Origin of the sequence: Marinitoga piezophila KA3 (assembly GCF_000255135.1) — a bacterium.
In the GTDB taxonomy this organism is placed as follows: Bacteria; Thermotogota; Thermotogae; order Petrotogales; family Petrotogaceae; genus Marinitoga; species Marinitoga piezophila.
Window position 1 is genome coordinate 656,018 of the sequence record NC_016751.1, and the last position, 14,149, is coordinate 670,166.

The 14,149-nt window shown below is 28.4% G+C and carries 12 protein-coding genes; all 12 read right to left on the minus strand.

Annotated features, from left to right (window positions below):
• Positions 1-103: 103 nt before the first annotated feature.
• The gene (locus MARPI_RS03215; protein ID WP_014296163.1) at positions 104-958 is read right to left on the minus strand and encodes a hypothetical protein; all 855 of its coding nucleotides are present in this window, start codon (positions 956-958) and stop codon (positions 104-106) included.
• Positions 959-962: 4 nt separating this feature from the next.
• Entirely contained in the window at positions 963-2,228 is a 1,266-nt protein-coding gene (hisS, locus tag MARPI_RS03220; protein WP_014296164.1) for a histidine--tRNA ligase, read from the minus strand.
• Between the two features lie 10 nt (positions 2,229-2,238).
• Positions 2,239-3,744, minus strand: coding sequence for a TrkH family potassium uptake protein (locus MARPI_RS03225; RefSeq protein WP_014296165.1), 1,506 nt, complete (start codon positions 3,742-3,744; stop codon positions 2,239-2,241).
• A 6-nt stretch (positions 3,745-3,750) separates the two neighbouring features.
• Positions 3,751-4,434, minus strand: a complete 684-nt coding sequence (locus MARPI_RS03230) for a potassium channel family protein (protein WP_014296166.1) — start codon at positions 4,432-4,434, stop codon at positions 3,751-3,753.
• Complete coding sequence (locus MARPI_RS03235; RefSeq protein WP_014296167.1) at positions 4,431-4,862, minus strand: NAD(P)-binding protein; 432 nt, start codon at positions 4,860-4,862, stop codon at positions 4,431-4,433. The genes MARPI_RS03230 and MARPI_RS03235 overlap by 4 nt, the downstream gene beginning before the upstream one ends.
• A complete protein-coding gene (locus MARPI_RS03240) occupies positions 4,852-5,538 on the minus strand; it encodes a response regulator (protein ID WP_014296168.1) in 687 nt (228 codons plus the stop codon). The genes MARPI_RS03235 and MARPI_RS03240 overlap by 11 nt, the downstream gene beginning before the upstream one ends.
• Before the next feature lie 26 nt (positions 5,539-5,564).
• The gene (gene hslU, locus MARPI_RS03245; protein WP_014296169.1) at positions 5,565-6,959 is read right to left on the minus strand and encodes an ATP-dependent protease ATPase subunit HslU; all 1,395 of its coding nucleotides are present in this window, start codon (positions 6,957-6,959) and stop codon (positions 5,565-5,567) included.
• A 130-nt stretch (positions 6,960-7,089) separates the two neighbouring features.
• Positions 7,090-9,981: a polysaccharide biosynthesis/export family protein gene (locus tag MARPI_RS10645; RefSeq protein ID WP_014296170.1), complete on the minus strand. Its 2,892-nt coding sequence runs from the start codon at positions 9,979-9,981 to the stop codon at positions 7,090-7,092.
• A 20-nt stretch (positions 9,982-10,001) separates the two neighbouring features.
• Positions 10,002-10,460 carry a tetratricopeptide repeat protein gene (locus MARPI_RS03255; RefSeq protein ID WP_041638471.1) on the minus strand — a complete coding sequence of 153 codons (459 nt, stop codon included), beginning with the start codon at positions 10,458-10,460 and terminating at the stop codon, positions 10,002-10,004.
• Positions 10,450-12,204, minus strand: a complete 1,755-nt coding sequence (locus tag MARPI_RS03260) for a hypothetical protein (protein ID WP_014296172.1) — start codon at positions 12,202-12,204, stop codon at positions 10,450-10,452. Before MARPI_RS03260 ends, MARPI_RS03255 begins: the two co-directional genes overlap by 11 nt.
• Complete coding sequence (gene plsY / locus MARPI_RS03265) at positions 12,204-12,800, minus strand: glycerol-3-phosphate 1-O-acyltransferase PlsY (RefSeq protein ID WP_014296173.1); 597 nt, start codon at positions 12,798-12,800, stop codon at positions 12,204-12,206. Before plsY ends, MARPI_RS03260 begins: the two co-directional genes overlap by 1 nt.
• A gap of 13 nt (positions 12,801-12,813) precedes the next feature.
• Positions 12,814-14,145 (minus strand): ribosome biogenesis GTPase Der, encoded by a 1,332-nt coding sequence (gene der / locus MARPI_RS03270; RefSeq protein WP_014296174.1) that lies wholly within the window; start codon positions 14,143-14,145, stop codon positions 12,814-12,816.
• Positions 14,146-14,149: the final 4 nt, after the last annotated feature.

The window sequence follows — 14,149 nt, forward strand, 5'->3', positions numbered from 1 at the left end:
TCCTTGATTGTTTTCACAAGACAGCCATTTTTTTAAGACTAAATCGGTATTATTATATTAATAATTTCAAAACATGTCAAGTAAATTTTTTGTAAATATAATTTTAAAATAATTTTTTTATCTTTTTAATATCTTCATCATCTATAATATCCTGATTTTTTAATTCTGATAATATTTTAAATTTCTCTGTTATATCAAGTTTTGAGATTTTTGAAAAGATATAGCTTAATAATTCATTTTTATTTTCAAATTTAATCTTCTTTATTTCTGAAACTATATCCTCTTTTTTACCTGTTGTTTTTTCATAATTATTATCTTCAATTGTTTTATTTTCGAATGATTCTTTTTTATATGTTTCACTTAATATATATAATGTGTTTGTTTCTTTTATTAAGGACAATAATAAAAACCATTCATAAAGATTAAAGGTTACTATTCTTAATATTACAACGGCATTGGCATCTCTATATTTTAATGGAGCTTTATCAATTAAGTTATGCTGAATCTCAAAGTTCTGCAATATAAACTGATCTCTTATTAATCTGTTAATTATTTTTATATAGGTTAGCCATAATAATAACAGAAATAAAACAAATAAAAATATTTCGCTATCAGGAATATATACATCTATATTTTTTAACTCTTCAATATTATGAACGCTTGCATACAATTTCTCAAACCTATTTGATATTTTTATAAAGATCAGTGTAAATCCAAGATAAGACAGTAGATATGCAATTAGATAAGATATAGAATTGTTTGTTTTTATTCTTTTTATATCTTCATTATCTATATTTGAGTTTTTAAAATATGCTTTTATTCTTTTTACATGTACATCCCTGTTTTTTAAAAGTATATGATATATAAACATTGTTATGGCAAAGCTTAATGGCCATAAGTATGGAATGATATACATTATCATCCCTAAAAAAACTATCATTGGGTTTAAAAGTATCATTGAATCACTCCATAGTATTTTTTTCTTTTAATATTTGAGGAACCCAATACCTTTCAACTTCAAATTGTTCCCCGGTTTTCATATTTTTTATTGAAACTGTTTCTTCATCTCTTTCTTTTTCTCCTATTATTGCTACAAATGTTGCTCCCATCTTATTTGCATGTTTTAATTGATTTCTTAAACTTCTATCTGAAATATTAAGGAAAACCCTCAAGCCTTCTTTTTTTAAGTTTCTTGAAAGTTTCAATGCTTCAATATCTGTATTTTCTCCGGAATATGCAACATATACATCGATTTCTTCTGGATTTTCGACTTCAACTTCTTCGCTTTTTAATGCAAGTATTATTCTTTCAACTCCCAGGGCAAATCCTATTGCTGGAGTTTCTTTTCCTCCTAATTCTTCAACAAGAGAATTGTATCTTCCACCACCAAGTATAGCAGATTGAGCTCCTAATCCATAATGAACAATTTCAAATGCTGTTCTTGAATAATAATCCAATCCTCTAACGATTTTTGGATCTATTTCATAACTAATTCCCATTTCATCAAGGTATTTTACTACACTTTCAAAATGTGATTTACATTCATCGCATAGATAATCTAAAATAGATGGGGCATCTTTTGATATTTCTCTATCTACTTTACAATCTAACAACCTCATTATATTGGTATCGTATCTAGTCTGACAATCCTTACACATATTTTCAAGATGTGGTTTAAAATATTTTTTTAATGCTTCCCTATATTTTGGACGGCATTTTGGACATCCTATACTGTTTATTTTTATTTTATAATTTTTCAACCCAAATGCTTTTAACAATTCATCAGCCAATATTATTGTTTCCGCATCAGAAATTGGTGTGTCTGTACCAAAAATTTCTACCCCTATTTGATGAAATTGTCTTTGACGTCCTGCTTGAGGTTTTTCATATCTAAACATTGGCCCCATATAATATAGTTTTATCGGTGAACCAAGATTTATCATGGAATTTTCTATATATGCTCTTACAACAGAAGCTGTGCCTTCTGGCCTTAATGTAACTGACCTTTTTCCTTTATCTTCAAATGTATACATTTCTTTTTTTACTATATCTGAAGTTTCACCTACACTCCTTGTAAATAATTCTGTTGGCTCTATTATAGGTGTTCTAATTTCTTTAAATCCATACTTTATAAATGTATCCCTTGCAATCTTTTCTATATAATACCAGTACTTTGTTTCATCACCAAATATATCCTGTGTTCCTTTAAACCGCTTATACTTCGCCATAAACTACCCTTTAAAAGGATTCACCTCCTCGAAATTCCTGTATCTTTATTTCTATTATATCTTTAATATCTCTTATCATTTTTATAATTGCAAAATATATTACAAAGAACTCAAGTCTACCTAAATACATACCTATTGTCTCAATCCAGATAACTCCAAGCGGAGAATCTGGAGTTGTTATTCCAATTGATAGTCCAACTGCTGATAATGCTGATGCATATTCAAAAAGAGAATCTTCCATTGAATAGCCGTATCCCAATAATACCATTACACCTATTGTATAAACAATAAAATACATAAATACAACCGCTATAACATCTTTTAATGTGTCATAGGAGATTCTTTTTTTGGATATTCCTTTGTAAACTTCTATATGAAATATGCTTCCTTCAGGTTTAAAGTATGTTTTAATTTGATGTACTATTATCTTCCATATAACAAATACCCTGAATAATTTCAATCCACCTGAAGTTGAATCCATCATACCACCAAGTATCATTAATATTGTCATAATCAATAATCCCATATTATTCCAGTTATTAAAGGTCACAGTTGAAAAACCTGTTCCCGTTAATGCCGAAATAGCCTGAAACGCAGAATGTCTTATACCATTTAAAGGGCCGTATAATTTATCTGTTGTAAAATAGGCTATCATGGGAATTGAAAATAATAAAATAAAAAACATTGTTTTGGGTTCCGGATTCTTTTTAAATAAATCTCCTCTTCTTAATGCTGCATAATGAACACCAAAGCCTGTTCCACCAGCTATCATTAATACCATTATTATTATTTCTGCAACAGGATTATTAAACTCTCCTACACTATCTATTTTTGTCGAAAATCCTCCTGTTGCTAAAGCTGTTAATGTATGATTAAATGCATCAAAGAAACTCATATGAGCTAAAATTGTTAATAATATTATTCCTATTCCAGCCCATGAAAGATAAATTCCAAAAATTATCTTTGCTGAATCTCGCAAATTCGGAACAACGTTATCCGTTCTTCCTTCCGCCTGGTATAAACCGACGCCAAGTGCTCCAGTTGCTATAACCATTATCAATGCAAAACCTGCACCACCAAAATATTGCATTAAACTTCGCCAGATAAGAAATATTTTGGGAATTTTTGTCACATCTACAAGGGTTAAACCTGTTGTGGTCCATCCGCTCGTAGATTCAAATATTGCATGATGTATATTTAATATTCCAGAAAATACAAATGGCAATGCTGAAAAGAATATTGATAATGTCCACACAAGAAATATTATTACTATTGCATCCTGAATGTTTATTGGTGCGTTTTCTGTTCCCCAGCTAAGCAATATAAAGAATGCACCTGTAAAAACAGTTATTAACCCTGTTTCAAAAAAACTATAAAATGATGGAAGATCTTTATATAAGATTATCGCTAATGTTCCAAATAACATCAAGGCTATCCCAAAGTATATTAGCATAGTGCCTGTGTTTTTAAATATTAATTTATATCTATGTTTTAGATTTGAAAGGTATTTTGGCATTTACTTTCATCCCTTCAAGAGTTTTAATTTTACTTCTGGAACTTTGTGTTTTAATGAGAATATAACAAGCTTATCTCCAGGTAATATTTCTGTATTTCCCTGAGGAACGAATATTTCTTCATTTCTTATTAGCATACTTACAATTGAGTTCTCTGGCAAATGAACATCTTTTAATTTTTTATTGGCTATATAATCCTGCTTTTTTATTCTAACTTCTATTATTGCCAGTTTATCTGCATATGGATTGAAGAAGCTTAAATTTGTTTGATACTCAATTGATGCCTCTATTAATTTTTCAATCCAATTTGTAATACTTACCGTTTCAATATGATTATTTAAAAATAGTTTTTCATTTTCTGGATAATTTACAAGAGATATTACTCTGATATCTTCATATAGGTTTTTTATTACCCACGAAACAACAAAATTAAGCGCATCATCATCAGATAAGGATATTACGCCTCCAACCCTATTTGGCGCCATATCAAGGCTTTCCAGAAAGCTAACTTCTGTTGGATCGTGCAAAATACCTTCAAGATTGGCATAATAGGCTTTTAAAGATAATATTCTATTAACATTTTGAGGTTTTGAGGATATATAATAAACGTTATGTCCCTGATATAAAAGATTTCTAACAATAGAATAGGCTATCGTATTTCCTTCAATTATATAAAAGATTTTGTTTTTCATAATGCAACACCTTCATTTCCTATTAATTCATCAACAGCATGTTCTATAGGACAGAATATATTGAGTCCTGCTTTTTCAAAAAGATTTTTTTTCTGCGGATCATTAACCCTTGCTATTATTTGAAGATTTGCATTTTTTGATTTGTATAATGTATTACATGCATTGGCAAGCATAAAGTTTAAATTATCATCAGGAGTTACTATATATATCAAATCTGCTTTTTCTGCTTTTACCTGTTCTAAAATAACTATATCAGAACTATCTACAACCATTGAAAATCCTGTAAAGTTGTATTTTTTTAATCTTTCCAATGCTTCTGGATCTTTGTCAACAACTATTACATTGTGTTCTTTAGAAAACTTTCTCGCTAATTCGGATCCCAATCTTCCACAGCCTATTATTATTATATATTTCATTTTATTTTTCATTTTCAAAATCCTCCAAAACACTTTCTATAGTATTTTGCAAATCTTTATCCTTAATAACCCCATCTGATAATGCCAATGCTGCTTTATAATGTTTTCTTAAAAGAGTTATGTTTTTCAATTTCTTCCAGTACAAAAAACCCAATAACATATGACTTTCATATCTATTGGGATTATCTCCCATTAATTTACTTATTTTATCTTCAAGGATAAAAAATTCAAGATTACTGTTTTCTGGAGAAAACTTCATTATTTCTCCTCTTAATTTTCTGTATTTCGATTCAAATGTTTCTCCTTGAAAGATAGATTCTGCCAGCATTATTGAAAATTCTTCGGGTACTATAGGCTTTTCTATCCAATCAACAACCCCTATTTTAAATGCCGATTTAATATAATTAAGATTCATTTTATTACTTACAACATATAATGGCGTTTTAGGTTGATATGCCCTTAATATTTCAAGGGAATTGACAATATTTTCACCGTGTAATTCTATTTCGCTAATTATAAGTGAAAATCTTTCTTTGAAATTTTCTTCTTCATTAATAAATTTGTTTAATTCTTCTGTGGTGTAAATTATCGTATTAATATATTCATCATCGCTTAAGAAGCTATGTATCATTTTTTCATACAACATAACAATTTCTGGCGAGTCGTCAATAATAAGAATTTTATGCATAATATTCCTCCTCTGGAATCATAAAACTATAAAACAAATTCGCTTAAATCCTTGTTATCTGCTAATTCTCCTATTCTCTGCCTTACATATTCTTTGGTTATCTGAATTTCAACTTCTGTTTCAAGTGGAGCTTCAAATGATACTTCTTCAAGCACTTTTTCAACTACTGTATATAGTCTTCTCGCGCCAATATTTTCAATTCTTTCGTTTAAATCAAAGGCAATTTTTGCAATTTCTTCAATTCCTTCTTCTGTAAATACAAGGTTCACTCCATCTGTTTCAAGCAATGCTTTGTACTGTTTTGTAATTGCATTTTCCGGTTCTACTAATATTCTTATAAAGTCTTTTTCTGTTAAAGCTTCAAGTTCTACTCTTATTGGAAATCTTCCCTGTATTTCCGGTATTAAATCAGATGGTTTTGCAACATGGAAAGCACCTGCTGCTATAAATAACATATAATCTGTTTTTATTGGGCCATGTTTTGTAATAACTGTAGTACCTTCTACTATAGGCAATAAATCTCTTTGAACACCTTCTCTTGAAACATCGGGTCCTGATCCACCTGATCTTGCCGCTATTTTATCCATTTCATCAATAAATATTATACCTCTATTTTGAGCTCTATCTATTGCTTCCTGAATCATTTTTTCTTTATCTATTAATTTTTCTGCTTCAAGAGGTAATAATAATTTTCTTGCGTCTCTTATTTTTACTTTTTTTCTTTTGATTTTTTTAGGCATCATATTTGAGAACATTTCGCCAATTTGAATTCCCATATCTTCAAATTCAGGCCCCAATCCAGCAAACATAGGAGCTGGAGCTTCTTCAACCTCTATTTCTATTTCTATATCTTCTAATTCACCATTTCTTAATTTTTGTCTTAATGCTTCCCTTCTTTCAAAATTATCTACTGGTTCTTCTGGCTCTTCTCTTCTTGGCTGATTTTGACCAAACATATTAAGTAAGTCCATAAAATTACCTGCATTCATATTTTTCTTCTTTTTTACACCCATAATAGAGTCAAGAATAATTTCTTCAACCATTTTTTCTGCTTTATCCTGAACATTTTCCATCATTTCATTTCTGACCATATTTATTGAAACATCAACAAGTTCCCTTATCATTGATTCAACATTTTTTCCTACATATCCAACTTCTGTAAATCTTGTGGCTTCAACTTTTATAAATGGCGCATTTGCTATTTGAGCTAATCTTCTGGCTATTTCTGTTTTACCAACACCTGTTGGACCTATCATAAGTATATTTTTAGGCATAATTTCTTTTCTCATATTTTCTTCTAATTTTAATCTTCTATATCTGTTTCTTAAAGCAATAGCTACTGATTTTTTCGCTTCATTTTGCCCTATAATATATTTATCTAATTCTTTTACAATTTGTTTTGGGGTTAATTCAACTGCCATTTAATCCACCTCTTTCCTTAAATTAAAATTAATCAAGATAATTATACCATAAATATATTGTATTAATGGTAAAGAAAATATGAAAGTGGATGAAAAAAATGCCCGCAAAACGCGGGCATTAAAATCATTTTTACTTTCCTTGGATTATATTATTGATATTTGAATATGTTGCATAACCATTATTAAAGAAGCTCATAAAGTTGTTTACTATACTCATTACACCTAAAACATTTGTCATTGCATTTTTTGGAACAAAGATGATGTCTCCTGGTTCTAATAATTTATTCATTTCTTCTGGAACGTTTGATCCATTATAAAAATCTTTAAGATTTAATACAATCGGTGGTTGATCTGGACCATCTGTAAATAAATATACATTTGAAAGTTCTGCTGTTTGTTTATTAACCCCAGCTTTAAATAAAGCTTCTATAACATTTAATCCTTTTGTATATGGTATCATTCCAGGTTTTAGAACCTCACCAAAGATATATACTACCTGATTGTGTGTACTTGGAATATATACTACTGTTCCTGGTTCCACTAATATTTTATTTAAATTTTCTACGGAATCTAAATTAATTTCTTTAACTTCTCCAGATTTCAAATACAATTTAATGACTTCTTGACTTCTCCAATCAATAGAAATTTGACCCAATAATTCTGTTAAAGGTATTGAGACCTCTGTTTTTATACTTCTTGGTGATGTATTACCAAGAATAGTTATATAATTTAGATTAACATCTGTTTCAACAGTTACATATGTTCCCATTGGAATTTTTGCCATTGGATTGTTAATTACGTCAGAATTTGTATATTCAGCTATTTTTTCATTGTTTTGATATATTGTTATAGTACCAGTTCTTGAAGGTGAGAACCCATCTACAGCACTATATAAATTAATTAGCGTTACATAATCTTGATTCTTAGGGGTTAATGTTTTTATCATACCATTTTTATATACAATTATGTTATCGTTTTGTGTTTTTACCACGTTTATATAAATAGGTTTAATAACAGGAATTATACTTAACTTTTCTTGAGCTTCTGCTCCATTTAATTTGTATACACCATTTTCATCCTTTATCACAATTTCATATTTTTTAGATGGAATAAATCCTGATTTTAACAAGATATCCCATATTGATTCACTGTATTTTGCAACATATGTTCCTGGAACTACACCTTCACCTAATATATATACATTTCTCTTAGAAGTTTCAGCTAATAAGGTCATTCCAGAATCTATAATATCGTTATATACTTTATTTTCTTCAATATAATATGTTTTAGAATAATTATCTCCCAATACTATTATTCTTCCGCTAAAATCGCTTCTAAAACCCCTTGCCCTTGCTATAATAGCTGATAAAGTCATTGGCTCTGAAAGGTTGAAATCCAATTTTCCATTATAATTAAATGCACCAAATAAATATACATAATTCTTTTTTATCTTTATTTTTATAATTGCTCCTGCTTTTAATTCTCCATTTTCAACTTCAAATGTTTTTACGTTATCCTCTAAAATACCAAGTTTTGCTAAGATTGTTTGTTTATCTATTTTTTCGTTTTTTGAAAATCTCATTGTTCTTGCAATATCACCTGTTATATATACAACTTTATCTATTGTTGTTACATCCACAAACATTCCTGGTTTAAAATCTATATTTTTTGTAGCTTCAATAGTTTCTTTTGTTTCAGGGTCAAATATTTTTATTATAGCTGAATCTTTATCTATTCCATATTTACCTATTAATGTATCTAAATCAAATTTTTCATTTTTTCTAAATACTATTTTTCCTCTTCCAGTCATATAAATATATTTTTCCTGAGAAATAAATTCTATGGACATATTATTTTTTAAATTTATATTTGTTGTAGCTTCAAAGGTTTCTTTTGTTTCTGGATCGTATATTTTAACCTTTGTTGTATCTTTATCAATACCTAATTTTCCAATTAATGTATTTAAATCAAATGATTCATTTGGTTCAAATATTATTTTTCCTCTTCCATTTACAAAAACATAATTTTCAATAGGAGTAAATTCTACAAATTGTCCAGGTGCAAATTCATAATTTTCTGTAACTTCTATTGGTTTTCCGGTTTTTTTATCATAAACTTTATATAAAACCTTTTTTGGATCTATTCCTAATTTTGCCATTAATGTTTTCAAATCAAAACTTTCATCTTTTTCAAATAATACTTTTCCACCTTTTTCATCAATTCCAAAAACATATACATATTTATCAAGCTTTTTTATAACAACTGTATCGCCTTTTTCAAGCATTATTTTTTTCGTTTTTAGCTCATCAAATGTTATGTTTAAGATATTATTTCCTCTTAAAATCATTATATTATTATCAAGCATTTGTAAATTTACTTCTGTTACAGATATTGCTTCAGAAATAATATCATTTAAAGTTATTCCATCATAAAATTGCAATGTTTTTATTCCAAAATCTGTATAAACAGTTATATCGTTATTATATTCAAAAGGAACAAGAATTGTAGAATTCTCTGGAATCATTGGATCGTCCTCAAGTAATAAACCTTTGAATAAATTTGTTATATCATATTTTTCTATCTTTCCATCAGGATATTTTACAATAACTTTAGAACTTTTCCATTCTACAGCAAATCCACCAGCTAACGCCAATACCTTTGAAAGACTTAACTGAGGTAAAGGCATTTCAACAATTCCCTGTTCTTTTACATTACCAATTATTTGAACTCTAAATGGAGCGTAATTGGTAATACCCAAAGTTATATTAGGTGATTTTATATAAATGGCCATTTTTTCTTTAATTTCATTTTCGAGCTGTGATATATCTTTACCTTCTGCTTTCATTCTTCCTATTGGTGGAACTGTTATCATGCCATCAGGACCAACAAGTATTTGTTGATTGGAATATTCTGGATATCCAAAAACCCATATTCCAAGAACATCTCCTTTTCTGATAGTATATTCTGAAAATGCAACTATAACCAATAATACAGTCAATAAAAGAACGAGTTTCTTCTTCATAAAAAAACCTCCCGCTATATTTATTTTTTTATTTTAATTATTTGCTCTATAAGATTTAATTCCTGATTGGAAAAACCATTTAATTTTAACAAATTCAATATTTCACTGGCTTTAGAAAATTCCTTTAATTTTAAATATGATCTTAATAATAACATGTTCATTTCCATAAAATACATTTCATTAACCTTTATTTTAATGCATTCTTCATATTTTCCAGATTCAAATAATGCTTTCATTAAATAAAAATTTGTCTCTTCAGAGTTAAAACCATTATTTATAGCTTTTCTAAAAAAATCGGCCGCTTTGGAATATTCATTTTTCATTAAATAACATACACCCAGATTATGTAAGGCTATTATATTATTCGGTTCATCTTTTAACACCATTTCATAATTTTCAATGGCAAAATCCACATTACTTTCTTTTAATGCCATATTGGCTATACTGATATAATAATTGATTTCTTTTTTATTCTGCAATTCCAACACCTTCCGAATAATAATACATAGTATCTGTTATCACTTTATTCCCAATATGTAAAAAGATTCTTACCGGTCTAATACCCGGTGCAATTGGAGGGAATATTTTATAATTTATTTTTTGAATAATCTTTTTTGAGTCTTTTATGTATTTTTCAAATAAACCAAAATCTTCTTTAGGAATAATTGCTCCACCTGTTAATTTTACCAAATTTTGAGTTTGTTCTGTTATATATTGATTTTTTACTATATATAACGATGTATTTGTAAATATAAACGGTATTATACTTGTTATATTAACATATTTATTTATGTCTGAATTTTCTTCATCATTTAAAATTACCACAGAATCATTTTTTATTTTTGGTAACATTTCAAGAAATAGATGTTCTGTATTATCAAAATAATAAAAATTCGGTTTCTCTAAACTTTTATTGTAATTAAACGCATACCTTCCCTCTGAATCGGTAATATAAATCTTTTTACTTATAAATTCTATAAAGTTATTTCCTGGATAAACAGTATTAATTTTTAAGTCTATTTTCATTTTTTCTGTATTAAATGCTATGCTATATATAAATATGTAAAACGGTAATGTTTCACTTTCAAAATCCACCATATCAAGCGAAGCCTGAAATTTGGTATAGTCAAATTTGGTTATTACACCATTTTTATATTTTAATAGATATGGAAATTTATAGAATTCTTTTAATTTTCCATCTTCAAATAAATATGTCTTATCATTCATAAAAGATATCAAAGTTATATTAAACGGCAAAGAGGCTATACTATATGGAAGGTGCTTGTTTTTTAAAATATATTGTTTTACAATCTTTTTTTCAAAAATAGAAAAATATAGCAATTTTTTGTTTTTTATATCTAAAAGCTTAATCTCACCATCAAATAATGAACCTGAAGTAATAAATTCATCATGAGACATTTTGAACTCTTCAATAACTTTTCCAGTATAATCTAACTCTAAAACACTATTTTTCTCATTTGAAAATACCCAGAACCTTCCCACTTTATCAATTCCAAACAATAATAGATTCTTTAAGGAACTAATTTTTGTAAACACATATTTATTCGATTTGGAAAAATTCTTCATTAAATATAATCCTGTATTTCCTGAAATATAAAAATAATCTGTTCTATCATCATAATATATATTTATCGCTTCAAAATCATCGGAAATTATTTCATTTAATTTTATCCAGCCTTCAACTGTATTATTGGCATTTGTATAATATATCAATTTATTTTGAACATCAAGAAGATATATATACTCATTTATTATTTCAAAATCGTTTATAATATAAAACTTTTCGTTCGAATTAATTATATTTTTTACCTTAAATAATTCTTTTACTTTTAATTCAGGATGCTCTGCTACGCCAAATGTTTTAAGAGACGATATAAATTTGTTAAGCGATATTGTTTCGCTATTGGAGGGAGCAAAAAACAAAATATTGTTTAAATCTTCCTGTGCTTTATCAATCTGTCCAAGCAATAAATCTAATTTTGCTGCGTAATACCAGAAATATGGAACATCATTTAAATAAATTTCATTGGTCATTGCTTCAGATAACTTTAATCTTGCTTCATATCTATTACCAGAAAAAAAAGCCTGAAGGCTCTCCGAAAATAATTTTCGAGCCATTTTTTCGCTTTCTGTTAAATTTTGAGAATATGCAAAAATAGTTAGTACAATAAGAAATACCAGAACAATAAACTTATTTTTCATTATCTTACCGATTTCTTAATTATCTCTATGATATCTGTTTTTCTTTCATTTCCATTAATTAATCTCTGAATATTAGCTTTATGCATATATACACTTAACCCTGCAAGGGTAAGATTTAATATTCCCAATTCTTTTGAAAAAAGGAAACTAACAAATCCAAGTATTGTTAATGTAACTATAGAGGCCAGCGATACATATTTTGTAATTAACGTTATAGGAAGCCATATCATAAAAAACAACCATCCAATTGTAGGATTTAATGCAAAATACGTACCAACAGTGGAAGCCACTCCTTTACCACCTTTAAATCTTAACCATATCGGAAACAAATGCCCTAATACAGCAGCTAATGCCACTAAATAAGCTATACTTCCAGAAAATTTAAAGGCTAAAAATGTTGGACAAAATGCCTTAGCTGCATCAAGAACCATGCTTAATATTCCAGGCAAAGCCCCTGCACTTCTTAAAACATTTGTTCCTCCAACATTTCCACTTCCAACTTTGGTGATATCTATACCTTTTATTTTTGCCATAATATAACTAAAAGGTATAGAACCACATAAATATCCAAAAATTATCCATAATATCAAAGACAATTTAATCACCTCATTATTTCTTACGGTTTTTAAATTTTATAAATACAGGGGATCCAATAAATGGATCTATATATCTACGTATCATATTTTGAATAGCTCTTTGATATGATTTTGGTATTTCATGAGGCATATTGCTGAAAAATGTAAATACCGGTGGTTTTACATCAACCTGAGTTCCATAATATATCTTTATTCTTTTTCCTTTTCTAACTGGTGGTGGAGAAACCATCATAAATCTTTCCAATGCCGCATTTAAAGCGCTTGTTGGTATTCTTCTTGTATATGATTCATATGCGGTGTTAATTGCATCCATAAGTTTTTCTATTCCCCAATGTTTTACTGTAGAAGTGAATACAACAGGACTATAATTTACAAAATATAATTCTTTTTCAAACATTTTTAAATATTCTTCCACTCTTTTATCGTGATACTTTACTAAATCCCATTTATTAAATGCTATAACTGTAGCCTTACCTCTATTTTCAGCAGTTCCTATTACTTTTTTATCCTGTTGAGTAATTCCCTCTGTTGCATCAATTAAAAGAACCACCACATCTGAGTTTTCAATTGCACGTATAGTCCTAACAGTACTATACATTTCCACACTGCCGTATTTGGTTTTTGATTTTCTCTTTAATCCTGCTGTGTCAACAAAAAGATATTTCTGTCCATTTATTTCCACTAATTCATCTATTGTATCCCTTGTTGTCCCCGGAACATTTGAAACTATTGCTCTTTCAATACCTGTAATTGCATTAAATAATGAGGATTTACCGGCATTTGCTCTCCCAATTAGAGCAACCTTTATAATATCTTCATCATTTTCTTCTAACTCTTCCATATGCTCTGGAATTTTTTCAAATAATTTTTCTATTAATTCATCCAGATTTTTATTATGTTCAGCAGATATTGGAATTGGCTCTCCAAATCCTAATTTATAAATTTCTGGCAATACGTTTAATTCAAACTTTTCATATGATTCAACCTTATTTGCAACAAGAATTACTTTATCCTTTATTTTTCTAAGTGTGTTTGCAAGATAATAGTCTTCTGCGGTTAATCCATTTCTTCCATCAATTACAAATATTATTGAATCCGCTTCTTCAAGCGAATTCATAACTTTTTCTTTTGCAATAGCTTCTAATTCATTGGTAGGCTCTTCAAAAATACCGCATGTATCAACTAAGGTGAAGGCACGCCCATCGTAGCGTGCCTCACTAAATATTTGATCTCTTGTTACACCTGGCATATCCATTACTATTGCTTTTTTTTCTTTTATCAACCTGTTAAATAAAGTTGATTTGCCTACATTTGGTTTCCCAATGATTAGTACAACTGGTTTCATTTAT

Bases quoted from the DNA above. Each gene is read 5' to 3' on its own strand.
- MARPI_RS03215 (WP_014296163.1), bottom strand. From the start codon at position 958: ATGATACTTTTAAACCCAATGATAGTTTTTTTAGGGATGATAATGTAT.
- MARPI_RS10645 (WP_014296170.1), bottom strand. From the start codon at position 9,981: ATGAAGAAGAAACTCGTTCTTTTATTGACTGTATTATTGGTTATAGTT.
- hslU (WP_014296169.1), bottom strand. From the start codon at position 6,959: ATGGCAGTTGAATTAACCCCAAAACAAATTGTAAAAGAATTAGATAAA.
- MARPI_RS03235 (WP_014296167.1), bottom strand. From the start codon at position 4,862: ATGAAAAATAAAATGAAATATATAATAATAATAGGCTGTGGAAGATTG.
- MARPI_RS03225 (WP_014296165.1), bottom strand. From the start codon at position 3,744: ATGCCAAAATACCTTTCAAATCTAAAACATAGATATAAATTAATATTT.
- MARPI_RS03260 (WP_014296172.1), bottom strand. From the start codon at position 12,204: ATGAAAAATAAGTTTATTGTTCTGGTATTTCTTATTGTACTAACTATT.
- der (WP_014296174.1), bottom strand. From the start codon at position 14,145: ATGAAACCAGTTGTACTAATCATTGGGAAACCAAATGTAGGCAAATCA.
- hisS (WP_014296164.1), bottom strand. From the start codon at position 2,228: ATGGCGAAGTATAAGCGGTTTAAAGGAACACAGGATATATTTGGTGAT.
- MARPI_RS03230 (WP_014296166.1), bottom strand. From the start codon at position 4,434: ATGAAAAACAAAATCTTTTATATAATTGAAGGAAATACGATAGCCTAT.
- MARPI_RS03240 (WP_014296168.1), bottom strand. From the start codon at position 5,538: ATGCATAAAATTCTTATTATTGACGACTCGCCAGAAATTGTTATGTTG.